Source organism: Tateyamaria sp., assembly GCF_039940735.1.
Classification (GTDB): Bacteria; Pseudomonadota; Alphaproteobacteria; order Rhodobacterales; family Rhodobacteraceae; genus Tateyamaria.
In genome coordinates, this window is record NZ_JBDVGB010000067.1 from 1 (window position 1) to 23547 (window position 23547).

General features: G+C 54.5%; 18 protein-coding genes and 1 tRNA gene. 18 read left to right on the forward strand and 1 reads right to left on the reverse strand.

Going from position 1 to position 23547, the window contains the following annotated elements:
- The first annotated feature begins 426 nt into the window (after positions 1-426).
- The 13 genes from ABJF76_RS14885 (at position 427) to ABJF76_RS14945 (ending at position 18519) form a co-directional block, all read left to right on the forward strand.
- A tRNA-Trp gene (locus ABJF76_RS14885) sits at positions 427-502 on the forward strand.
- Positions 503-815: 313 nt separating this feature from the next.
- Positions 816-1556 carry a hypothetical protein gene (locus ABJF76_RS14890; protein WP_413819253.1) on the forward strand — a complete coding sequence of 247 codons (741 nt, stop codon included), beginning with the start codon at positions 816-818 and terminating at the stop codon, positions 1554-1556.
- A gap of 142 nt (positions 1557-1698) precedes the next feature.
- Positions 1699-1896 carry a preprotein translocase subunit SecE gene (secE, locus tag ABJF76_RS14895; RefSeq protein WP_413819254.1) on the forward strand — a complete coding sequence of 66 codons (198 nt, stop codon included), beginning with the start codon at positions 1699-1701 and terminating at the stop codon, positions 1894-1896.
- A gap of 208 nt (positions 1897-2104) precedes the next feature.
- On the forward strand, positions 2105-2638 hold the full coding sequence (gene nusG / locus ABJF76_RS14900; RefSeq protein WP_413819255.1) for a transcription termination/antitermination protein NusG: 534 nt from the start codon (positions 2105-2107) through the stop codon (positions 2636-2638).
- Positions 2639-2986: 348 nt separating this feature from the next.
- Positions 2987-4225: an OmpA family protein gene (locus ABJF76_RS14905; RefSeq protein WP_413822603.1), complete on the forward strand. Its 1239-nt coding sequence runs from the start codon at positions 2987-2989 to the stop codon at positions 4223-4225.
- 195 nt (positions 4226-4420) lie between these two features.
- Positions 4421-4846, forward strand: coding sequence for a 50S ribosomal protein L11 (rplK, locus tag ABJF76_RS14910; RefSeq protein WP_413819257.1), 426 nt, complete (start codon positions 4421-4423; stop codon positions 4844-4846).
- 1 nt (position 4847) lies between these two features.
- On the forward strand, positions 4848-5546 hold the full coding sequence (rplA, locus tag ABJF76_RS14915; protein WP_413822604.1) for a 50S ribosomal protein L1: 699 nt from the start codon (positions 4848-4850) through the stop codon (positions 5544-5546).
- A gap of 149 nt (positions 5547-5695) precedes the next feature.
- Complete coding sequence (locus tag ABJF76_RS14920) at positions 5696-7399, forward strand: AMP-binding protein (protein WP_413819259.1); 1704 nt, start codon at positions 5696-5698, stop codon at positions 7397-7399.
- Positions 7400-7699: 300 nt separating this feature from the next.
- Entirely contained in the window at positions 7700-8215 is a 516-nt protein-coding gene (gene rplJ, locus ABJF76_RS14925; protein ID WP_413819260.1) for a 50S ribosomal protein L10, read from the forward strand.
- A 72-nt stretch (positions 8216-8287) separates the two neighbouring features.
- Entirely contained in the window at positions 8288-8659 is a 372-nt protein-coding gene (gene rplL / locus ABJF76_RS14930; RefSeq protein ID WP_413819261.1) for a 50S ribosomal protein L7/L12, read from the forward strand.
- 294 nt (positions 8660-8953) lie between these two features.
- A complete protein-coding gene (gene rpoB, locus ABJF76_RS14935; protein WP_413819262.1) occupies positions 8954-13090 on the forward strand; it encodes a DNA-directed RNA polymerase subunit beta in 4137 nt (1378 codons plus the stop codon).
- A 74-nt stretch (positions 13091-13164) separates the two neighbouring features.
- Positions 13165-17409: a DNA-directed RNA polymerase subunit beta' gene (gene rpoC / locus ABJF76_RS14940; protein ID WP_413819263.1), complete on the forward strand. Its 4245-nt coding sequence runs from the start codon at positions 13165-13167 to the stop codon at positions 17407-17409.
- 243 nt (positions 17410-17652) lie between these two features.
- Complete coding sequence (locus tag ABJF76_RS14945) at positions 17653-18519, forward strand: DMT family transporter (RefSeq protein ID WP_413819264.1); 867 nt, start codon at positions 17653-17655, stop codon at positions 18517-18519.
- 31 nt (positions 18520-18550) lie between these two features.
- On the opposite strand, the gene ABJF76_RS14950 is transcribed toward ABJF76_RS14945, so the two are convergent.
- Entirely contained in the window at positions 18551-19357 is an 807-nt protein-coding gene (locus ABJF76_RS14950) for a putative rhamnosyl transferase (RefSeq protein ID WP_413819265.1), read from the reverse strand.
- A gap of 333 nt (positions 19358-19690) precedes the next feature.
- Between ABJF76_RS14950 and rpsL the strand changes: the two genes are divergently transcribed.
- The 5 genes from rpsL to ABJF76_RS14975 form a co-directional block, all read left to right on the forward strand.
- Positions 19691-20062 (forward strand): 30S ribosomal protein S12, encoded by a 372-nt coding sequence (gene rpsL / locus ABJF76_RS14955; RefSeq protein WP_024809820.1) that lies wholly within the window; start codon positions 19691-19693, stop codon positions 20060-20062.
- Between the two features lie 12 nt (positions 20063-20074).
- Positions 20075-20545, forward strand: a complete 471-nt coding sequence (rpsG, locus tag ABJF76_RS14960) for a 30S ribosomal protein S7 (protein WP_413819266.1) — start codon at positions 20075-20077, stop codon at positions 20543-20545.
- Positions 20546-20571: 26 nt separating this feature from the next.
- The gene (gene fusA / locus ABJF76_RS14965; RefSeq protein ID WP_413819267.1) at positions 20572-22692 is read left to right on the forward strand and encodes an elongation factor G; all 2121 of its coding nucleotides are present in this window, start codon (positions 20572-20574) and stop codon (positions 22690-22692) included.
- 22 nt (positions 22693-22714) lie between these two features.
- Positions 22715-23365, forward strand: coding sequence for a sulfotransferase family 2 domain-containing protein (locus ABJF76_RS14970; RefSeq protein ID WP_413819268.1), 651 nt, complete (start codon positions 22715-22717; stop codon positions 23363-23365).
- Between the two features lie 41 nt (positions 23366-23406).
- Positions 23407-23547: GTP-binding protein (locus tag ABJF76_RS14975; protein ID WP_413819269.1), on the forward strand; the 141-nt coding region annotated here is incomplete at its 3' end.

A 23547-nucleotide genomic window follows, 5' to 3' on the forward strand; every position in this document is an offset into this window, starting at 1 on the left:
GCGATCCGCGAAGGTGGCCGCACAGTTGGCGCCGGCGTGGTCTCCAACATCACTGAGTAAGTCGCACCTTTGTGTGATTGGTAAGGCGGATCATGATCCGCCTTACGCGCTATAAAACGCAGGTCGATATCCAATACGACAGGCGAAAAGTGGTTTCTAAAAACGGTGCTACAATGACGCAGCTTTTCCTTCCCAATTAACCTCCCGTTTTTGGGGCGACCAAAGCAGACAAGACCGGAAAACACCCCCACTTGGTTAGGAAATGGACGTGGCATGCGCCGTCGCGTTGCAGGATGTCATTGCTCTTCGTTGCCCGCGGGATGTGTGGCCTTCGATATATGTTCCGCCAAGGCCGCCTAAGCACGTAATTCGCCTATTTCCGGCCTTGCATTGTCTTACGTCCCCGCGTAATCACCTCGCAGTCTTAGGGGTATAGCTCAGCTGGTAGAGCGACGGTCTCCAAAACCGTAGGTCCCGGGTTCGAACCCTGGTGCCCCTGCCATTTCTTCTTCAATGCAAAATCGTGCGAATCGCGTTTCCCATGGGGTGACCGTGCTTTGTTTTCGTGCCCTGATTTTGCTGGCTTTCGCCATGCCATTGTCACACAGCATTCTGGATTGCGAACAATATCAGTCACACCTTTTGTATTGTTTCACACTCTGACACAGTGCCACAATTTCGCCACTCTCTTGCCATCCATCCCACAAAGTTCGGCCTTTAATTCGCCTCAACCGCTCGTCGCAGCGGGGTTCGTGTAGTCAGGATCATGGGGCCGACGGCATCGGCTGCGAAAGTTAAAATTGAGGATGTTATTGATGAAATATGAACCTATTCCCGGCCAAACGCACAACCCTAGCGAAGAAGAGACAATGTCGGTCATCCGTTCTGTTTTGACCGAAACCGCAGAGCCGACGCCAAGCCGAAGCACGACCCGTGCAGAACGCAAAGCCGAGCGCAAAACCGCATCCGATGACTGCATAACGAATGACAATACCGATGGTTCAAAACTGCGTGCTTTCGTTGAACGTAACTCTGAAACGCATCCTCAGCGACGGGCAAGTGATCTGCCTGAACTGCACCCCCAGGTCGACGTCGTGGAAAAACAACGGTTCCAGATGCCGAAACTCGGCGCTGCAGTGGTTGGTTTCTTCGCGCGGATGATTTCCAAAGTCCGCAGCTTCAAACCTTCAACGCGTCTTGTTGCTTTGCTTAGTATGGCGCTGTTGGTTGCCTTACGACCGCATTGGTTCGTCATCACCGGCGTTCTGGTTGTCGCGCTTTTGGTCGCATCATTTCTGATGCTTGGATCGCAGCGCATATGGAGGATGGCCGTTGGGTGGCTCAACCGTGTAGAGGCGCGCGACCCTGCCCGCGCCGAACGGCTGCGCGTTAGCCTTGACGGGTTTGCGTGCCGTTGGGATTCGATCCTTGATGTGTTCCCAGATGGCATGGTGGACGGTCTTTACATGCCGGACCTTCAGGCCATGCAGAATGCTGAAGAAGCGCATACTGCGGCAGTGGACGCACGGTTGAACCAGATGGCTCAGGAAAGCTAATCCTTTGATTTCACACCCCGCGCAGCACTTGCGCAGGGTGTGTGGTGGCGTGCGTCGGGGGCGTGCGCGGATCCGACCTTGAAATCAGGGCGCCGTCTCGCTACATCCTTCCCATCCGCAGACAGGGACGCGAAAACACATTATGGCCACCACCAACCCACTTCAGTTTATCCAGCAAGTTCGCTCGGAAGTCTCAAAGGTCGTGTGGCCCACACGCCGCGAGGTCCTGCTGACCACTGTGATGGTCTTCATCCTTGCAGCGCTGACGGCTGTTTTCTTTGCGATTGTCGACATTCTGATCCGGGGCGGCCTTGAATTCATTCTGACGATGTTCGGCTAGCACCTGATTGTGGCAAAGTTCGGCGAACGCTACGCGTCACTTTCCCTAGCACTTGCACTTTGAAAACCTGCGGAGTATTCCGCAATCCTGACCTAAGTTAAGGCGCGCGGCGATTCTAAGCCCCGCGCCGATTTTTATTCAGGTTGGCGCGTGCATGATGTATGTGCACGGTGACAGACTAATTAATCGGGCAAGGGGCCGCAAAAACATGGCAAAACGGTGGTATTCGGTCAGCGTACTCTCGAACTTCGAAAAGAAGATCGCAGAGACGATCCGCACTTCAGTTGCTGAAAGTGGTCTTGAGGACGAAATCGGCGAAGTTTTGGTGCCGACCGAAGAGGTCATTGAAGTGCGCCGGGGCAAGAAGGTCACGACCGAACGCCGCTTTATGCCCGGCTATGTGCTGGTTCACATGGAAATGTCTGACCAAGGTTATCACCTGATCAATTCCATCAATCGCGTCACTGGATTTCTTGGTCCACAAGGTCGTCCGATGCCGATGCGTGACGCCGAGGTGAACCAGATCCTGAACCGCGTCCAAGAAGGCGAAGACAGCCCACGCACTCTCATCCACTTTGAGATTGGCGAGCGCGTCAAAGTCAACGATGGTCCTTTCGAAGACTTCGATGGCATGGTCGAGGAAGTTGACGAAGAAAACCAGCGCCTCAAGGTGACTGTGTCCATTTTTGGTCGCGAAACCCCGGTCGAGTTGGAATTTACTCAAGTCAACAAGCAGACCTAAATTCTTCGCCATTGAGTTGTGAAAATGTAGGCCGGCCCTTTACGGGGGCGGCCTTTTTCTTATTCGATAGGTACCTGTGCGCGGGCGCACAAAAGATGCGTAAATCCATCGGCGTCAACCCAGCAAAGGGTTATTGGCGTTCTCTGTACCACCTATGCGCGTTTTTGAGCTTTTCTTGATGTTTGCGTTCAGAAACTGCCTGTTTTTTGGGCTGCTTGCTGTTGACGGGACCATAAAAATCAAGGCATTTTATATGATAGGGCACAAAATAAAGTGTCGTTGCCACATTGGACCCGCTTATCTGGGGGATAAGCCGTCAAAAGTGGTTTAGTGTATCTGGGGAATATGATGGCATTTACGAGTTTAAGAAAAACCCTTCCATGGTTGGTTCCCGCTGCGGCAATTGCAATTGCGGGGTCTGGTTTTTTCACACAATCGGATACGACATCTTCTGAGATGAGCGAGGCTCCGAAACGCGCCACGGCCAATGCGAGCGCAACAGTTGTTTCTGAGCCGACGCCTGCAGCTGCACCTGCGTCTTCGGCTGCCGAAGAACAGATCGCGACTTTGCAGGCCGCGTTAGAGGAAGCGTTAAAGGAAAAAACCGTAGAGGAAGAGGTCGTGGCCCGTCAGGCAGGCGCTTCGGCGGATCTTAGCAGCTTGCAACCTGCCACACCGGTTGCAGAGCCCGAAGTGGCGGTCGTCGCGGAACCTGTCGCAGTTCCAACACCTGCCCCCGTGCAAGATGATCGCCAAGCCGCGCTGACCGCACCACATTCGGCAGCCAAATTGTTTACATCTGGTCAGGCCGCCATCGAAGACGCGGAGCGTTGCGCGGATGATCTGCGTAACCTCACCAGCCAAGCGGTTGTGTATTTCCCCAGCGGTGGTGTGACGGAGGTAGACGGTGGCATCGAACAGGCACGTTTGATTGGTCAGGTTGCGCAATCCTGTCGGGGTGTGCAAATCCGCGTTGAGGGGCACTCGGATGCGTCGGGTGACCCCGCTGCAAACCAGCGCCTTAGCGAACAACGCGCGCAATCGGTTATCCAGCGCATCGCGGCGTCAGGTGTCGACACGAGCATGTTCTTTGCTGAGGGTGTCGGTTCTCGGACCCCTTCCGACGTCATCGGCCCAGAACCACGTGCATTCTATGACCGCCGGGTGGAATTCTCTGTGGTGGACGAGGTGACCCGTGTTTCTGCGCGTGCGCCCGGTGCTACACAGCTTTGGGCCAACGAAACATGTGTGGTCGACCTAGAACGCGCTGCTTTGAACACAACGCTGTTTTATGCACCGCGTTCGGTGTCGGTGCCCGGCCAAGATTTGGAAACCGCGATCGACATCGCTGTACTTGCATCGGCTTGTCCGCATGCGCGCTTGCGTATCGTTGGGCACCATTCGGGCGACGTGCAGGATCGCGAAGATGTCAGCACTGGTCTGCTACGGGCCAAAGCGCTGATGGCGTTGATGATCGGCCGCGGAATTCCATCTGATCAGATTATCATTTCCGCACCTTCACGTGCATTGAGCGACGCTGGCTTGCCTGGCGGCCGCGTGAATTTTGACGTGGTCCTTGACGAGTAACGCGGGCCGCACCAACTTCGGCTGCTTTCCTAAGGAAATTCGGCCTTGATTATAAAGCAGGGGCGCTGTATTCGGCGCCCCTGTTGCTTTGTGTGACACCAATGTGGGAGGCGAGGGCAACGCGTTGCCTAACCCGGACCACATCAACCATATCCCGGCGTCGCGACGTACGGGAGTTGAAAAGGAGAATGGCTCATGGCCAAGAAACTCGTCGGGAAGATGAAGCTGCAAGTTAAAGCAGGTCAGGCAAACCCGTCCCCACCCGTCGGCCCAGCACTGGGTCAGCGCGGCATCAACATCATGGAATTCTGTAAGGCCTTCAACGCCAAAACAGCAGATCTGGAGCCCGGTGCGCCGTGCCCAACCGTGATCACCTATTATCAGGACAAGTCCTTTTCGATGGATATCAAGACGCCACCAGCGTCTTATTACCTGAAAAAAGCAGCCAAAGTGAAATCCGGCGCCAAGACGCCTTCACGCGAAACCGTCGGCACAGTGACCGCTGCGCAAGTGCGTGAAATCGCCGAAGCGAAAATGGCCGATCTCAACGCCAACGACATCGATGGCGCAATGAAGATCATCCTGGGCTCTGCCCGCTCTATGGGCATCGAGGTGAAGTAAGATGGCAAAATTCGGAAAACGCACAACCGCGGCCCGCGCAGCATTCGCAGGCAAATCTGACGTCACAGTCGAAGAAGCCGTGGCTTTGGTCAAAGGCAGCGCGACAGCCAAGTTCGACGAAACTGTCGAAATTTCGATGAACCTTGGTGTTGACCCACGCCACGCCGACCAAATGGTCCGCGGCGTTATCGGCCTACCCAACGGTACTGGCAAAACAGTGCGTGTCGCTGTATTTGCCCGCGGCCCCAAAGCTGAAGAGGCCCAGAAGGCCGGTGCAGACATCGTCGGTGCCGAAGACCTGATGGAAATCATCCAAGGCGGCAAAATCGACTTTGACCGTTGCATCGCAACGCCGGACATGATGCCTATCGTTGGTCGTCTTGGTAAGGTGCTTGGCCCTCGTAACCTGATGCCGAACCCGAAAGTTGGCACAGTGACGATGGACGTTGAAACGGCTGTGAAAGCCGCCAAAGGTGGCGAAGTTCAGTTCAAAGTCGAAAAAGCCGGCGTGATCCACGCAGGTATCGGCAAAGCATCCTTTGACGAAGCTAAATTGTCTGAAAACGTCCGTGCCTTTGTTGGCGCCGTCGCAAAGGCAAAGCCTGCCGGGTCCAAAGGGACTTACATGAAGAAGGTGTCCATTTCTTCGACTATGGGTCCAGGTGTCAGCGTCAACGTTGACAGCGCTCTGGCCGAGTAAGCTACACCCTAAACGAATTGAAAAACCGGGTTGCTGCGCAGCCCGGTTTTTTTGTGCCTTGTCGCCGGTTTTGGACGCTGCGTTATTTCACTCGTATTCAGATATTCATGTAGGGTCGTGTGAAATCAGATCGCGGGGAGGCAATCGAGATGGTCACAGAACAACCATGGAATAAGTACTTTTCAGAAGAGGCAAAGCAGTTTGACGCGCACAAGATGCCTGCGCAAACTTTGCCGCAGATGCTGGAACAAGCGGTGGGGCGCTTTGGCGACAAGCCAGCGCTGACCACCATTCTGCCCACTGGGGCTGAAACGACCATCAGCTACAATCAGTTGAACACCCATGCCGCCGATTTCGCGACATACCTACGCGAGGAATTGGGCTTGGGTACAGGTGACACCGTTGCCATTATGGCACCCAATTGTATTGGCTTCTGTGTGGCTTCGATGGGGCTGTCGCTGGCAGGGTGCATCGGCACCAACGTCAACCCGCTTTATACGCCAGCCGAGCTGGAACATCAGCTGAACGACAGTCAGGCTAAGGCCATCGTTATTATCGATCTGTTCGGAGATAAGCTGGACAAGATCATCGCCAATACGGGCGTCAAACATGTCATCACGCTGTCTATCGTTGATTTTTTTCCGGCGTTGAAAAAGGCGCTCCTTGGGTTTGTGTTAAAACGCGTGCGCAAAGTTATCCCAACGATGACAAGCCAGCACACCAAGCTGTCGGACGCACTGGCGATGGGGCGCAAACGGGCAGGTGCACGCGATCTGGCGTCTTATACCAAGGATATCACGCCGCAATCTGTTGCGCTGTATCAGTACACAAGCGGCACAACGGGGCGCAGTAAGGGCGCGGCGCTGTCCCACATCGCGATTCTCGCCAATGCAGAGCAGGGGCGTCTGATGACGACCGGTATTCTGCACGACGGAGAAGAAGTCGCGCTGGTCGCATTGCCGCTTTATCATATCACCGCATTCAGTCTGATTTTCGTATCGGGCCTTGTTGTGGGGGGGCATGGCATTCTGGCGCCCAGCCCACGCCCGCCTTCCAACCTAAAGGCAGCTTTTGAAAAGCACGACATCACCTGGTTCACCGGCATCAATACGTTGTTCGCAGGTCTCATGGCCGAACCGTGGTTCGACCCCAAACTGTTTTCCAATATCCGTTTTTGCGGCTCAGGCGGCGCAGCCCAGCAGACGGGTGTGGCGCAGAAATGGAAGGAATTAACTGGTGTGGAAATCTTGCAGGGCTACGGCATGACCGAAGTGTCTGGGATTTTGACCTTCAATCCGCCAAGTGAAAACCGCCTAGGTAAAGTCGGCGTGCCAGTGCCGGGCGCGCATGTTCGTATCGTCGACGATGCTGGGCAAGACGTGGCTATTGGTGAACAGGGCGAGGTGATCGCCAAAAGCCCTTCGATGATGGAATTGTATCTCAATAATCCTGCCGCCACCGATGAAGTTCTGAAAGATGGCTGGTATTATTCCGGCGACATCGGGGTGATGGACAAAGACGGATTTCTTGAGATCGTCGACCGCAAAAAGGATATGATCCTTGTGTCCGGCTTCAACGTCGCGCCAAACGAGATCGAGGACGTGATTTCGACCTTGCCAGGTGTGGTGCAGGTGGGTGTCATCGGCATCGAAGACGAAAAGACCGGCGAAACGCCTGTTGCCTTTGTCGTGGCGTCTGACGAAAATCTGACTGCGGACGACATCACGGCGGCTTGCCGTGCGCAATTGACCAATTATAAAGTCCCCAAGCAAATCCGTTTCGTTGACGACGTCCCCGTGACCTTGTCGGGAAAAGTACTGCGCCGGCAACTGCGCGAGGACCACTTTGGTTAACGGTTGTACACCGTTTCACGCTTTTTGCGGGAATGGGCCTTGGCGTTTACGCACAAAACCTCTAAGTCAACCCTAATAGGTCGGCCGCGATTCGCAGTCGGCCTATTATTTCGTCCGAGACGGCGGGTGATTGGGTTAGTCCAATCATAATTCCTGCTTGAGACGGGAAGAGACATTCCTGTCTGGTGTGTTCCAGGCTTTGGGCTGCGACGACCCGTTTGGACCCGATTGCCGCGCAAACATTTTGCGCGGTGAAAACGAGCCGGAGGGGTCCGCCCCTCCAATAACTGGAGTGAAACTGTGGATAGAGCCCAGAAAGAGACAGTGGTCGAGGAACTCGGCCAAATCTTTGAAAGCTCTGGCGTCGTTGTGGTTGCCCACTACGCCGGTCTGACAGTTGCTGACATGCAAGATCTGCGTGCACGTGCAAGTGCAAACGGATCAAGCGTGCGTGTTGCCAAAAACAGGCTCGCCAAAATCGCCCTGGATGGGAAGCCATGCGCAAGCATCGCTGAGTATCTGACGGGTATGACCGTTCTAACCTTTTCTGAAGACCCTGTGGCAGCTGCCAAAGTGTCCGAAGAATTCGCCAAGGAAAACGACAAGTTCGTTATTCTGGGCGGCGCAATGGGAGAGAACGCTCTGGACCGGGCCGGTGTTACGGCTGTGTCGAAAATGCCTTCGCGCGAGGAGCTTATCAGCACCATCGCGGGCATGCTTGGCGCACCTGCATCGAATATCGCCGGGGCCATTGGCGCACCTGCAAGCAACATCGCATCCATCTTGTCCACAATCGAGGACAAGGCGGCCGCGTAAGCAAACGTCTGAGCGGCGTGTGAAAATCTCACGCGTTGGAACACATAAATCGAAACGGAAAGAGCTGATAAAATGGCTGATCTGAAAAAACTCGCGGAAAGCATCGTCGGTCTGACACTGCTGGAAGCACAAGAACTGAAAACAATTCTCAAAGACGAGTACGGCATCGAGCCTGCAGCCGGTGGCGCAGTTGTGATGGCTGCTGCAGACGGTGGCGGTGACGCTGGCGAAGAGAAGACAGAATTCGACGTCGTTCTGAAGAACGCAGGCGCATCGAAAATCAACGTCATCAAAGAAGTCCGCGGCATCACAGGTCTTGGCCTGAAAGAAGCCAAAGACTTGGTCGAAGCCGGTGGCAAGATCAAAGAAGGCGTCGACAAAGCCGAAGCCGAAGACGTCAAAGCCAAGCTGGAAGCAGCTGGCGCCGAGGTCGAACTGGCCTAAGTCCCCTTGGGACGGGGGCGGTTTCCGAAATCGGAAACCGGCTCGGAAAACGTTTCGTTTTCCGCACCCCCCTTGAAAACACTGGGCTGGATGCGCACCTTGCGTGTCCGGCCCAACCTGTCTTGGAAAAGGCTTTTGCGAAAGCCTTTTCCAAGGTGTGGTTTGAAACGGTCGGGAGGTCATCGGTGGGACGATGGCCATGAATTGACCTCAGATCCATCATCTCACGGGGGCAGCGTGCCGGACCCCACGGCGCGTAAGCATCCAGAGAAACGCTGAAAGGTGACTTATAGTATGGCGCAATCGTTCCTTGGCCAGAAACGTCTTCGTAAATATTATGGCAAAATCCGTGAAGTTTTGGATATGCCAAACCTTATCGAGGTTCAGAAATCTTCCTATGATTTGTTCCTGAATTCCGGCGATGCTGAAACCCCCACGGATGGCGATGGCATCCAGGGTGTGTTCCAGTCGGTCTTCCCGATCAAAGATTTCAACGAAACTTCCGTTCTGGAATACGTCAAATACGAGCTGGAAAAGCCCAAGTATGACGTGGAGGAATGTCAGCAACGTGACATGACCTATAGCGCGCCTCTTAAGGTGACGCTGCGCCTTATCGTGTTTGATGTCGACGAAGACACAGGCGCAAAGTCTGTGAAAGACATCAAAGAACAAGACGTGTTCATGGGCGATATGCCTTTGATGACACCCAACGGGACGTTCATCGTGAACGGCACCGAGCGCGTGATCGTATCTCAGATGCACCGCTCACCCGGCGTGTTCTTTGATCACGACAAAGGCAAGACGCACTCTTCGGGCAAGCTGTTGTTTGCGTGCCGGATCATCCCATATCGCGGATCTTGGTTGGACTTCGAATTCGACGCCAAAGACATCGTGTTCTGCCGCATCGACCGTCGTCGCAAATTGCCGGTAACGACGTTGCTGTATGCGCTTGGTCTTGACCAAGAAGCGATCATGGACGCCTATTACGAAACCGTCACTTTCAAGCTTGAGAAGAACAAAGGCTGGGTCACGCCGTTCTTCCCAGAACGTGTGCGCGGCACCCGTCCGACCTATGATCTGGTCGACGCTAAGACCGGCGAAATCATCGCCGAAGCGGGCAAGAAAGTTACGCCACGCGCCGTCAAAAAGATCATCGACGAAGGTAAAGTCACTGAACTGTTGGTGCCTTATGAACATATCGTCGGTAAATTTGTCGCTAAGGACATCATCAACGAAGAAAACGGCGCGATCTATGTCGAAGCCGGTGATGAACTGACGTTGGAATACGACAAAGACGGCGATTTGATCGGCGGTACGGCTAAGGAATTGGTTGATGCTGGCATCACCGAAATCCCCGTGCTGGACATCGACAACATCAATGTCGGCCCCTACATGCGCAACACAATGAACACCGATAAAAACATGAACCGCGAAACCGCGCTCATGGATATTTATCGTGTCATGCGCCCGGGTGAGCCGCCCACCGTTGATGCCGCGTCAAACCTGTTCGACACACTGTTCTTTGACAGCGAACGCTATGACCTGTCCGCCGTTGGCCGTGTGAAAATGAACATGCGTCTGGCTTTGGATGCCGAAGACACCGTGCGCACCCTGCGCCGCGAAGATATCGTGTCTTGCATCAAGGCCCTCGTGCATCTGCGCGATGGCAAGGGTGACATCGACGACATCGATCACCTCGGCAACCGTCGTGTGCGTTCGGTTGGTGAACTGATGGAAAACCAGTACCGTGTTGGCTTGCTTCGGATGGAGCGCGCGATCAAGGAACGCATGTCCTCTGTCGAAATCGACACAGTGATGCCGCAGGATCTGATCAACGCCAAACCAGCCGCTGCTGCTGTGCGTGAATTCTTTGGCTCTTCGCAGCTGTCGCAGTTCATGGACCAAACCAACCCGCTGTCTGAGGTCACGCACAAGCGTCGCCTTTCTGCGCTTGGGCCCGGTGGTCTGACGCGTGAACGTGCTGGCTTTGAAGTGCGCGACGTGCACCCGACCCACTATGGTCGGATGTGCCCGATTGAAACGCCTGAAGGGCCAAACATTGGTCTGATCAACTCGTTGGCGACATTTGCCCGTGTCAACAAATACGGTTTCATTGAAACCCCGTATCGTGTTGTGAACGACGGTCACGTGACTGACGAAGTCCACTACATGTCTGCGACCGAAGAAATGCGTCACACTGTGGCGCAGGCCAACGCCTCGCTAGATGTGAACGGTAAGTTCAACAACGACATGGTCAACACGCGTAAATCGGGTGACTACACGTTGTCCCCGGTTGAAAGCGTGGACTTGATCGACGTTAGCCCGAAACAGTTGGTTTCGGTTGCTGCGTCCTTGATCCCGTTCCTTGAAAACGACGATGCGAACAGAGCCTTGATGGGTTCGAACATGCAACGTCAGGCGGTTCCACTGCTTCAAGCTACAGCACCGCTAGTCGGTACCGGCATCGAAGAAGTGGTTGCACGCGATTCCGGGGCGGCCATCATGGCCAAACGTGCTGGTATCATCGACCAAGTTGACGCGACACGTATCGTGATCCGCGCCACGCATGACCTCGAATTGGGCGACGCGGGTGTGGACATCTACCGCATGCGCAAGTTCCAGCGGTCTAACCAAAACACCTGCATCAACCAGCGTCCGTTGGTCAAAGTGGGTGACACGGTCATGAAAGGTGAAGTGATCGCCGATGGTCCGTCCACCGATATGGGCGAACTGGCTTTGGGTAAAAACGTGGTCGTCGCGTTTATGCCTTGGAACGGCTACAACTACGAAGACTCGATCTTGATCTCGGAACGCATCAGCCGCGATGATGTGTTCACCTCGATCCACATCGAAGAATTCGAAGTCGCCGCGCGTGACACCAAGCTTGGGCCAGAAGAAATCACCCGCGACATCCCGAACGTCGGCGAGGAAGCCCTGCGCAACCTCGACGAAGCGGGCATCGTCTATATCGGCGCTGACGTCGAACCGGGCGATATCTTGGTCGGTAAAATCACCCCCAAGGGCGAAAGTCCAATGACGCCAGAGGAAAAACTGCTGCGCGCCATCTTTGGTGAAAAAGCTTCTGACGTGCGCGACACCTCGTTGCGTGTGAAGCCGGGTGACTTTGGTACGGTCGTCGAAGTGCGCGTCTTTAACCGCCATGGTGTGGAAAAAGACGAACGCGCGCTGCAAATCGAGCGTGAAGAAGTCGAACGTTTGGCACGTGACCGTGATGACGAGCTGACCATTCTGGACCGCAACATCTATGCCCGTCTGGGCGACATGCTGCTGGGCAAAGAGATCGCTAAAGGGCCAAAAGGTGTGTCCGCTGGCAGCAATGTCGACGCGAACTTGCTGGAAACCTTCCCGCGTTCCGCTTGGTGGCAAATTGCCCTCAAAGACGAACAATCGGCGCAGGTGATCGAAGCGTTGAATGAGCAGTACGAGGCGCAAAAACGCACCTTGGATGCCCGTTTTGAGGACAAAGTTGAAAAAGTCCGTCGTGGCGACGATCTGCCCCCGGGTGTGATGAAGATGGTCAAAGTGTTCGTGGCGGTGAAGCGCAAGCTGCAACCGGGCGACAAAATGGCTGGCCGTCACGGCAACAAAGGTGTGATTTCCAAAGTCGTGCCGATGGAAGACATGCCGTTCCTCGAAGATGGTACTCCGGTTGATTTCTGTTTGAACCCGCTGGGTGTTCCGTCACGGATGAACGTCGGTCAGATCCTTGAAACCCACATGGGTTGGGCCGCGCGCGGTCTGGGTCTGAATGTCGATGAGGCGCTGCAAGAGTACAAACGCTCTGGCGATCTGACTCCTGTACGCGAAGCGATGAGCCTCGCCTACGGCGATGATGTCTATCAAGAAGGCATCACCGGCATGGAAGAGGATCAACTGCTTGAGGCCGCAGGCAACGTCAAAACGGGTGTGCCGATTGCGACACCAGTATTTGACGGCGCAAAAGAGGCGGACGTGAACGATGCGCTCGAACGCGCGGGCTTCTCGACTTCGGGTCAGTCGGTGCTGTTTGACGGTCGTACAGGCGAGCAGTTTAGCCGCCCTGTCACAGTTGGCATCAAGTACTTGCTGAAACTACACCACCTTGTGGACGACAAAATCCACGCGCGTTCCACTGGTCCGTACTCGCTTGTCACACAGCAGCCGCTGGGTGGTAAGGCACAGTTCGGTGGTCAGCGCTTTGGTGAGATGGAAGTTTGGGCCCTTGAAGCTTACGGCGCCGCCTACACCTTGCAAGAAATGCTGACGGTGAAATCGGATGACGTGGCTGGCCGGACCAAGGTCTATGAAAGCATCGTTAAGGGTGAGGACAACTTTGAAGCCGGTATTCCGGAATCATTTAACGTTCTCGTCAAAGAGGTCCGCGGTTTGGGCCTCAACATGGAACTCCTGGACGCTGAGGAAGACGAATAACGGAAGCCACGTAAGGCGGATCATGATCCGCCTTACCCGTTCGTACCCTTTGCTCCCCTTTCAAGGATTTGAAAATGAACCAGGAACTGACAAACAACCCGTTTAACCCGCTCACACCCCCAAAGGTGTTTGACGAGATCAAGGTGTCGCTGGCATCGCCAGAACGTATCCTGAGCTGGTCTTTCGGCGAGATTAAAAAACCCGAAACCATCAACTATCGGACCTTCAAGCCCGAGCGTGATGGCCTGTTCTGTGCCCGTATCTTTGGCCCGATCAAAGACTACGAATGCCTGTGCGGCAAATATAAGCGTATGAAATATCGCGGCGTTGTCTGCGAAAAATGCGGCGTCGAAGTCACTTTGCAAAAAGTGCGCCGCGAGCGGATGGGCCACATCGAATTGGCCGCACCGGTTGCGCACATCTGGTTCCTGAAATCGCTGCCGTCCCGTATCGGTTTGATGCTGGACATGACGCTGCGCGATCTGGAACGTGTTCTGTATTTCGAAAACTACGTCGTGACCGAGCCTGGTCTGACTGATCTGTCTTATGGCCAGATGCTTTCGGAAGAAGAATACATGGACGCCCAAGACGCGTTCGGCATGGACGCCTTCACCGCCAATATCGGTGCCGAAGCGATCCGCGAAATGCTGAGCCAGATCGACCTTGAGGCCGAAGCCGATACCCTGCGCGCTGATCTGAAAGAAGCGACAGGCGAGCTGAAGCCCAAGAAGATCATCAAGCGTCTAAAGGTCGTTGAATCTTTCCTTGAATCAGGCAACCGCCCTGAATGGATGGTTCTGACTGTGATCCCTGTGATCCCGCCAGAATTGCGCCCTCTGGTGCCTCTGGATGGTGGTCGTTTCGCGACGTCCGACCTCAACGATCTGTATCGCCGCGTGATCAACCGGAACAACCGTCTGAAACGTCTGATCGAACTGCGTGCGCCTGATATCATCGTGCGTAACGAAAAGCGGATGTTGCAGGAATCTGTGGATGCGTTGTTTGACAACGGCCGTCGTGGTCGCGTGATCACAGGCGCCAACAAGCGTCCGTTGAAATCGCTGTCTGACATGCTGAAAGGTAAGCAAGGTCGCTTCCGTCAGAACCTTTTGGGTAAACGCGTCGACTTCTCGGGCCGTTCGGTCATTGTGACGGGGCCAGAACTCAAGCTGCACCAATGTGGTCTGCCGAAAAAGATGGCGCTCGAACTGTTCAAGCCGTTCATCTATTCTCGTCTTGAGGCCAAAGGCTTGTCCAGTACGGTCAAGCAAGCCAAAAAACTGGTGGAAAAAGAGCGTCCCGAAGTTTGGGATATCTTGGATGAAGTCATTCGCGAACACCCCGTCATGCTGAACCGTGCGCCTACACTGCACCGTTTGGGCATTCAGGCGTTCGAACCGGTTTTGATCGAAGGTAAAGCCATTCAGCTTCACCCGCTGGTTTGTTCCGCCTTTAACGCTGACTTTGACGGCGACCAAATGGCGGTACACGTGCCGCTGTCGCTCGAAGCACAGCTAGAAGCCCGTGTTTTGATGATGTCGACAAACAACGTTCTGTCGCCAGCCAACGGTGCGCCGATTATTGTTCCTTCGCAGGATATGATTTTGGGTCTGTACTATGTGACGCTGGAACGCGAAGGCCTTAAGGGGCAGGACATGGTGTTCGGCTCGATCGAGGAAGTACAGCACGCGCTGGACGCTGGCGTTGTGCACTTGCACACCAAGATCAAGGCACGTTTGCCGCAGATCAACGCCGAAGGCCTTGAGGTCATGGAACGCTTTGACACGACACCCGGTCGTGTGTTGCTTGGCGCGCTTTTGCCGCTGAACAACAAAGCACCGTTTGAATTGGTCAACCGTTTGCTGCGCAAAAAAGAAGTGCAGCAGGTCATCGACACCGTCTATCGCTATTGCGGTCAGAAAGAGTCGGTTATCTTCTGTGACCAGATCATGACCATGGGTTTCCGCCACGCCTTTAAGGCCGGTATTTCCTTTGGCAAAGACGACATGCTGATCCCTGAAACCAAATGGCCCCTCGTTGATGAAACGCGGGAACAGGTGAAGGATTTCGAACAGCAGTACATGGACGGCCTGATTACTCAGGGTGAAAAGTACAACAAAGTTGTTGATGCTTGGTCGAAGTGTAACGACAAGGTCACTGATGCGATGATGGGGTCGATTTCGGCCGCAAAAACGGACGATGACGGGTCAGAAAAAGAACCGAATTCGGTTTACATGATGGCCCACTCTGGTGCGCGTGGTTCTGTGACGCAGATGAAACAGCTGGGCGGTATGCGTGGTCTGATGGCCAAGCCGAACGGCGACATCATCGAGACACCGATCATCTCGAACTTTAAAGAAGGTCTGACCGTTCTTGAGTACTTCAACTCAACGCACGGTGCTCGTAAGGGTCTGTCTGACACCGCTTTGAAAACGGCGAACTCGGGTTATCTGACCCGTCGTCTGGTTGATGTTGCGCAAGACTGTATCGTTCGCGTTCGCGATTGCGGAACTGACATGGCGATCACAGCCGAAGCAGCGGTCAACGACGGTGAAGTCGTTTCGCCTTTGTCCGAACGTGTGCTGGGCCGTGTCACGGCCGAGGACGTGTTGAAACCGGGCACAGACGAAGTGTTGCTGGCCAATGGCACGCTGATCGACGAACGCATGGCAGATTCCGTTGACGAATTCGCGGTACAATCGATGCGCATCCGTTCGCCTTTGACTTGCGAAGCCGAAGAGGGCGTTTGCGCCACATGTTATGGTCGTGACCTTGCACGCGGTACGATCGTGAACACCGGTGAAGCGGTCGGCATCATCGCCGCGCAATCCATCGGTGAACCGGGTACACAGCTGACGATGCGGACATTCCACATCGGCGGCGTTGCTCAAGGTGGTCAGCAGTCGTTCCTTGAGGCCTCGCAAGAGGGCAAGATCGTCTTTGAAAATGCGCAAACGTTGAAAAACAGCAACGGTCAGGTCCTTGTTATGGGCCGGAACATGAAGCTGATCATTCAAGACGAAAACGGCGAAGAACGTGCCAGCCACAAACTGGGCTATGGTACGGCTTTGTTCGTGACCGAAGGTCAAGACGTCAAGCGTGGCGACAAACTGTTCGAATGGGATCCGTATACTCTGCCGATCATCGCCGAGAAATCGGGTACAGCCAAATTTGTTGACCTTGTCAGCGGGATTGCTGTGCGCGACGAAACCGATGACGCGACAGGTATGACCCAGAAGATCGTGATTGACTGGCGTTCGGCTGCTCGTGGCAACGAACTTAAGCCTGAAATCATCCTGGTGGGCGAAGATGGCGAACCGCTGCGCAACGATGCAGGCAATCCGGTGACCTATCCGATGTCTGTTGATGCGGTTCTGTCGATCGAAGAAGGCCAAGAGGTCGCCGCAGGTGACGTTGTGGCCCGTATTCCGCGCGAAGGTGCCAAAACCAAGGACATTACCGGTGGTCTGCCACGTGTTGCGGAACTCTTTGAGGCGCGTCGCCCCAAAGACCACGCGATCATCGCGGAAATCGACGGCTATGTGCGCTTTGGCAAGGACTACAAAAACAAGCGCCGTATCGCGATCGAACCAAGCGACGAGTCCATGGAAAAAGTCGAGTACATGGTGCCTAAGGGCAAGCACATCCCAGTGGCCGAGGGCGATTTCGTCCAAAAAGGCGACTACATCATGGATGGCAACCCGGCGCCGCATGACATTCTTGCCATTATGGGTGTCGAAGCGCTTGCCGATTACATGATCGACGAAGTCCAAGACGTGTATCGCCTGCAAGGTGTGAAAATCAACGACAAGCACATCGAAGTCATCGTGCGTCAGATGCTCCAGAAATGGGAAATCAGCGACAGCGGCGACACCACGTTGCTCAAGGGCGAACATGTGGACAAGCAAGAGTTCGATCACGCCAACGCCAAGGCTCTGTCCAAGAAAGGCCGCCCTGCACAGGGCGAACCGATCTTGCTGGGGATCACCAAAGCGTCTTTGCAGACCCGGTCGTTCATCTCGGCTGCGTCCTTCCAGGAAACCACTCGCGTTCTGACCGAAGCATCGGTTCAGGGCAAAAAAGACAAGCTGGTGGGCCTGAAAGAGAACGTGATTGTGGGCCGTCTGATCCCTGCCGGGACCGGTGGTGCGACGCAATCAGTTCGCAAAGTGGCAACCGATCGCGACAACGTCGTGATCGAAGCCCGCCGCGAAGAGGCCGAAGCCGCCGCCGCATTGGCCGCGCCCAAGCCCGAAGACATGGTTGGCGGCGATGTGTTCAACACTGTCATCGACACAACCGAGGAAAGCCGCGACTAATCCGGTTCATCCTGACAAGCATTGGAAACCCCCGCCCATTGAGGCGGGGGTTTTCGTTTCTGGCTGAAGGGTCTGTCGATCGCCCGTGGTCTTGGAAAAAAATCATGCCTAAGCGTTTTTGGAAAACCAGTGCGGTACACGCGAACTGAAAACGGATTTTTCAGCGCGCGTTGTCAAAATTACATGTTCGATGGTTTAAAAAATGCTTAAACGTCACCATGATCCTGGCGTGAAAGCTCTCTGATGTCCCCCAATATGACCGGCGCTATGCTGATGATGGCTTCTATGGCCTGTTTCACGTTCAATGATGCGCTGTTGAAATTGACGGACGGGGCGTTGCCTTTGGCGCAGCTATTGTTCCTACGCGGAATACTGGCATCGGCCTTGATTTTCGCCTTGGCCAAGCGGCTTGGCGCGCTTCGTTTTTCCATCGCTCGCGGCGATTGGCTTATGATCGCGATCCGGTCGAGCTCCGAGGTCGGGGCCGCCTATTTCTTTATCACGGCGTTGCTTAACCTACCGCTGGCCAATGTGACCGCCATTTTGCAGGTACTCCCTTTGACGGTGGCAGTCGGCGCGGCACTTGTGTTTCGCGAACCTTTGGGCTGGCGGCGGGCGTCCGCGATTGGCTTGGGTTTTATTGGTGTTCTTTTGATCGTGCGACCGGGCCCTGAGGGGTTCAGCCTGTGGTCCGCCTACGCCTTGGCTGCCGTGGTGTGCGTAACCGTGCGCGATTTAGCCACGAAGCGCCTGTCACCCGATGTCCCATCGATGACGGTGACGCTGGTTTCGTCCCTGACCGTCACCGTTTGCGCCGGGCTGGCATCAAGCACGGGGGACTGGGCGCCCGTCACGCCTCGTCTGGGCCTTCTGATCACTGGGGCGTCCTTTTTCATCATCGGGGCCTACTTCTTTTCCGTGCGCGTTATGCGCGTGGGAGAGATCAGTTTCATCGCCCCATTCCGCTACACAGGCCTGATCTGGGCCCTGTTGTTAGGTTGGTTTGCCTTTGGCGACTGGCCGTCCCCTGTGACCCTTCTGGGGGCGTCTATAGTTGTCGCAACAGGTTTGTTCACCCTCTACCGCGAACGGTTATTGGCGCGGGACTAATGCGTGTCCTGTGGGGAGTACGTCTGAGCGTCTAAGTCGCGCCAAAGACCTGTCGCACCGTGTCTACGTCCACTGCAAAGCGATCGCGAAATAGATCTTCTTGCTGAGGGCCTAAAGGTTCGACAGGGACTTGCTTTACCTTCTTTTGGCGGCTGTCATTGTACCCATTGTGGGTGCGCATAAACATGTCCGGATCGGCAAAGCTCACGCAGGGCATAAATTGCGGAATGCGTTCGTGCATGAAGTTGTGGATGGTATGCGTGCAATCCCCAGCGATGTGAACGCCGAGCGCTGAAACATAGTAGGGCCGGTGAATTGGTGTGGCTGCCACACCCTGTTCGCCCACTTCGGCGACGTACCCTTGATTCCAATCCAACCCGACGGTTTTGTGTTTTTTCAGCAAAGGGCGCACATCACGTGCTGCCGTCCGCAGTTTTTCGATGAAATCAACGGCACAGGCGTCGTCATCGTCATGGCGGAATTGGATGCATGGTTTTGATGGGTCACGCCGCGCGTTGTTTAACAGGTGTTTTGACATATGGCGGCTGGGCGCAGGAGGTTCGGCAATGATCTGCACTTGCTTAAGGTCAGCCGTCAGATCGTGGAGGCGATCGACATGCTGTTTGGGCATCGCGTCACCAATCAAGATGAGCAGGTCAAAGTTTTGATCTGTCTGCGACCGCATGCAGGGCAAAGCCACGCTTTCAAGCAGCCGGTATCGCTCTTCTAAGCGATCATGATCCCACAGATAGGCCATGCGATCTTCGATGGTTTCATGTTCCACTTGAAAGCCACCCTCAGCAGGGTAGGAAAACCGACAAAGACCTATGATTTGCATCCGCCAAGCGCCTCAAAACGTTATGTGCATTCGGCGTCACTGTGCCCCAGCCAGAAGGGCGCGTGCAAGCGGCGCGTGACTGTTGACACCACCTGCGACTCCCCCTATACGCCCGCTATCTCGGACCGGGTTAACGCCCTATACCGAAATCACAACTGAAGTGGACACGATCCGACCCCGCATTGGTCCGATCCTCTGGAAACCGACCGCGTCGTCCTGATAAGGAGCGATGTGGTTTTTGCGCTTTCGTGGACGCACGGAGGTTGAAGAATTGAAACCGCGGGAATGACCCCGCAAGACACATGTGTTGATGAGACGGGGAACATACCTGCAATGCCAACGATCCAACAGCTGATCCGCAAACCGCGCCAGCCTAAAGTCAAACGCTCAAAGTCGCTCCACCTTGAGGGCAACCCGCAAAAACGCGGCGTTTGTACACGCGTTTATACAACCACACCCAAAAAGCCGAACTCGGCCATGCGGAAAGTCGCCAAAGTGCGTCTGACCAATGGCTTTGAGGTCATCAGCTATATCCCAGGTGAAAGCCACAACCTTCAGGAGCACTCTGTGGTTCTGATCCGTGGCGGTCGCGTAAAAGACCTTCCCGGTGTGCGTTATCACATCCTGCGCGGTGTTCTGGATACCCAGGGCGTCAAAGATCGTAAGCAGCGTCGTTCGAAATACGGCGCCAAGCGTCCCAAATAAGGAGAGCAGCAGATGTCACGTCGTCACGCCGCCGAAAAACGCGAAGTCCTACCTGATGCCAAATATGGCGATAAGGTACTGACCAAGTTCATGAACAACCTGATGATTGATGGTAAAAAATCGACCGCAGAAGGCATCGTTTACAGTGCCTTCGATCGGGTTGAGGCCAAAATCAAACGCGCCCCTGTGGAAGTTTTCCACGAAGCGCTGGAAAACATTCAACCTTCCGTCGAGGTGCGTTCGCGCCGCGTAGGTGGTGCCACATATCAGGTGCCCGTCGAAGTTCGCCCCGAGCGCCGTCAGGCCCTAGCGATCCGCTGGTTGATCATCGCTGCACGTAAGCGCAACGAGAACACGATGGAAGAGCGCCTCGCAGGCGAGCTGATGGACGCAGTACAGTCCCGCGGCACCGCTGTGAAAAAGCGCGAAGACACACACAAGATGGCCGACGCGAACAAAGCGTTCAGCCATTACCGTTGGTAAAACTGATCTCCTGAGGACACAGCCCCATGGCACGCGATTATCCGCTCGACCGTTACCGTAACTTTGGCATCATGGCTCACATTGATGCCGGTAAAACCACATGTTCCGAACGCATCCTGTTCTACACAGGAAAGTCCCACAACATCGGCGAAGTTCACGATGGCGCGGCGACCATGGACCACATGGAGCAAGAGCAAGAGCGCGGTATTACTATCACGTCTGCTGCGACAACAACGTTCTGGGAACGCACAGAAGACGGCCAAACAGCCGATTCTGAAAAGCACCGCATGAACATCATCGACACTCCGGGCCACGTTGACTTTACTATTGAAGTTGAACGTTCCTTGGCGGTTCTTGATGGCGCGGTTTGTGTTCTTGACGCAAACGCTGGTGTTGAGCCTCAAACTGAAACTGTTTGGCGCCAAGCTGACCGTTACAAAGTTCCACGTATGGTCTTTGTTAACAAAATGGACAAAATTGGCGCCGACTTCTTCAACTGTGTTCACATGATTGAAGACCGTACAGGTGCAAAAGCTGTTCCAGTCGGCATCCCAATCGGTGCAGAAACAGAGCTCGAAGGTTTGCTTGATCTCGTAACCATGGAAGAATGGTTGTGGGAAGGTGAAGACCTTGGCGCGTCATGGGTCAAAGCTCCTATTCGTGACAGCTTGAAAGATATGGCTGACGAATGGCGCGGTAAAATGATCGAAGCTGCCGTTGAGCAGGACGATGACGCCATGGAAGCCTACCTGATGGAAGGTACTGAACCAGACATTCCAACATTGCGCGCGCTTTTGCGTAAAGGTACTTTGGCAATGGCATTCGTCCCAGTTTTGGGCGGATCTGCGTTCAAAAACAAAGGTGTTCAGCCTTTGCTAAACGCTGTTGTTGACTACTTGCCGAGCCCGCTCGACGTTGTTGACTACATGGGCTTTAAGCCGGGCGACGAAACAGAAACACGTGACATCGCACGCCGCGCTGACGACGACATGGCATTCTCTGCTTTGGCGTTTAAAATCTGGAATGACCCGTTTGTCGGCTCGCTGACATTTACACGGATCTACTCAGGCCAGCTTTCCAAGGGCGACACGTTCTTGAACTCTACCAAGGGTAAAAAAGAGCGTGTTGGCCGTATGATGGTCATGCACTCCAACGACCGTGATGAAATCAGCGAAGCTTATGCTGGTGATATTATCGCGCTGGGTGGTCTGAAAGATACTACAACAGGTGATACGCTTTGCGCCGTGAACGAACCTGTCGTTCTCGAAACCATGACGTTCCCAGATCCTGTGATCGAGATCGCTGTAGAGCCTAAGACCAAAGGCGACCAAGAAAAGATGGGCCTCGCCCTTCAACGCTTGTCCGCCGAAGATCCATCCTTCCGTGTTGAGACTGACCTCGAATCCGGTCAGACGATCATGAAGGGGATGGGCGAACTTCACCTCGACATTCTTGTTGATCGTATGAAGCGCGAGTTCAAAGTTGAGGCCAACATTGGTGCGCCTCAGGTTGCTTATCGCGAAACCATCGGACACGAAGCCGAAATCGTCTACACTCACAAGAAGCAGTCGGGTGGTTCGGGTCAGTTTGCCGAGGTCAAGTTGATCATTACACCAACAGAGCCGGGCGAGGGATACTCGTTTGAATCCCGCGTGGTCGGTGGTTCGGTGCCCAAGGAATACATCCCGGGTGTTGAAAAAGGGATCAAATCGGTCATGGACTCCGGTCCTTTGGCGGGCTTCCCGGTCATCGACTTCAAGGTTGCTTTGATCGAGGGTAAATACCACGACGTTGACTCCAGCGTCCTTGCCTTTGAAATCGCCGCTCGTATGGGGATGCGCGAAGGCATGCGGAAAGCGGGCGCCAAGATGCTCGAGCCCATCATGAAGGTCGAAGTTGTGACGCCCGAAGAGTACACCGGTGGCATCATCGGCGACCTCACATCGCGTCGCGGTCAGGTTCAAGGTCAAGATACACGCGGCAACGCGATTGCGATCGACGCCTTTGTTCCATTGGCCAACATGTTCGGCTACATCAACACGTTGCGTTCTATGTCTTCGGGTCGTGCGAACTTTACGATGCAGTTCGATCACTACGAAGGCGTACCGCAGAACATCAGCGACGAAATTCAAGCCAAGTTCGCTTGAGTTCGGCGATAGGATACGACCTATGACGATGCATATATCAAAGGCGAACGTGACTTACGTCAGTGTTCCGAAGTGCGCATGCTCCACTCTCAAACACTTCGGTCACGAAGTGGAGAATGGAGTGGCGTACGATCCTGAAGCTAGCGGTAATGATGTTCATAGCTTGTATCGATCGATCAACATGACGGTCCTGCAGGACGGCAATACGAACGTTGAAAACATGTTTGCCGTCGTGCGCCATCCTGTGGATCGGATTGTGTCTGCTTATTCTGACAAGATTGCACGGCGGGATCTCTTGACGAAGAACGAAAAAGTCCGCGGGAAACTTGTGGAATTGGGTCTTTCAACCCAGCCTGATTTCGATTTGTTCGTCGAGCGTCTTGCCGATTATCGGGCGTCCAGCCCGATGATTAACCACCACACGCGTCCGCTTTCTTTCTTCTTGGGCACGTCGCCTGAAAAGTTCGAAAAGATATTCGGGATGCACCAAATTGCCGAATTCTGTGCAGAGGTAAACGCACGTGCAGGGACGTCCGTTGATGTGAAACATGTCAACAAAAAGAAAAACGTCGCGAAGAAGTTCGAAGTGACGGACAATGCCCGCAACGTCATCTCGCAAGCTTACGCCGAGGACCTCAGTGTCTTCGGAGACTATTTTGGAACTGTCGCATAATTTTTCAAATTTGCGAAGCTGAGTGAAAAGGAGCCAATACCATGGCAAAGGAAAAGTTTGAACGTAACAAACCGCACGTTAACATTGGCACGATTGGCCACGTTGACCACGGTAAGACAACGCTGACAGCGGCGATCACGAAGTATTTCGGTGATTTCCAAGCGTATGACCAGATTGATGGC

Coding starts and splice junctions, on each gene's coding strand:
- ABJF76_RS14890 (WP_413819253.1), top strand. CDS start 816: ATGAAATATGAACCTATTCCCGGCCAAACGCACAACCCTAGCGAAGAA.
- secE (WP_413819254.1), top strand. CDS start 1,699: ATGGCCACCACCAACCCACTTCAGTTTATCCAGCAAGTTCGCTCGGAA.
- nusG (WP_413819255.1), top strand. CDS start 2,105: ATGGCAAAACGGTGGTATTCGGTCAGCGTACTCTCGAACTTCGAAAAG.
- ABJF76_RS14905 (WP_413822603.1), top strand. CDS start 2,987: ATGGCATTTACGAGTTTAAGAAAAACCCTTCCATGGTTGGTTCCCGCT.
- rplK (WP_413819257.1), top strand. CDS start 4,421: ATGGCCAAGAAACTCGTCGGGAAGATGAAGCTGCAAGTTAAAGCAGGT.
- rplA (WP_413822604.1), top strand. CDS start 4,848: ATGGCAAAATTCGGAAAACGCACAACCGCGGCCCGCGCAGCATTCGCA.
- ABJF76_RS14920 (WP_413819259.1), top strand. CDS start 5,696: ATGGTCACAGAACAACCATGGAATAAGTACTTTTCAGAAGAGGCAAAG.
- rplL (WP_413819261.1), top strand. CDS start 8,288: ATGGCTGATCTGAAAAAACTCGCGGAAAGCATCGTCGGTCTGACACTG.
- rpoB (WP_413819262.1), top strand. CDS start 8,954: ATGGCGCAATCGTTCCTTGGCCAGAAACGTCTTCGTAAATATTATGGC.
- rpoC (WP_413819263.1), top strand. CDS start 13,165: ATGAACCAGGAACTGACAAACAACCCGTTTAACCCGCTCACACCCCCA.
- ABJF76_RS14945 (WP_413819264.1), top strand. CDS start 17,653: ATGTCCCCCAATATGACCGGCGCTATGCTGATGATGGCTTCTATGGCC.
- ABJF76_RS14950 (WP_413819265.1), bottom strand. CDS start 19,357: ATGCAAATCATAGGTCTTTGTCGGTTTTCCTACCCTGCTGAGGGTGGC.
- rpsL (WP_024809820.1), top strand. CDS start 19,691: ATGCCAACGATCCAACAGCTGATCCGCAAACCGCGCCAGCCTAAAGTC.
- rpsG (WP_413819266.1), top strand. CDS start 20,075: ATGTCACGTCGTCACGCCGCCGAAAAACGCGAAGTCCTACCTGATGCC.
- fusA (WP_413819267.1), top strand. CDS start 20,572: ATGGCACGCGATTATCCGCTCGACCGTTACCGTAACTTTGGCATCATG.
- ABJF76_RS14970 (WP_413819268.1), top strand. CDS start 22,715: ATGACGATGCATATATCAAAGGCGAACGTGACTTACGTCAGTGTTCCG.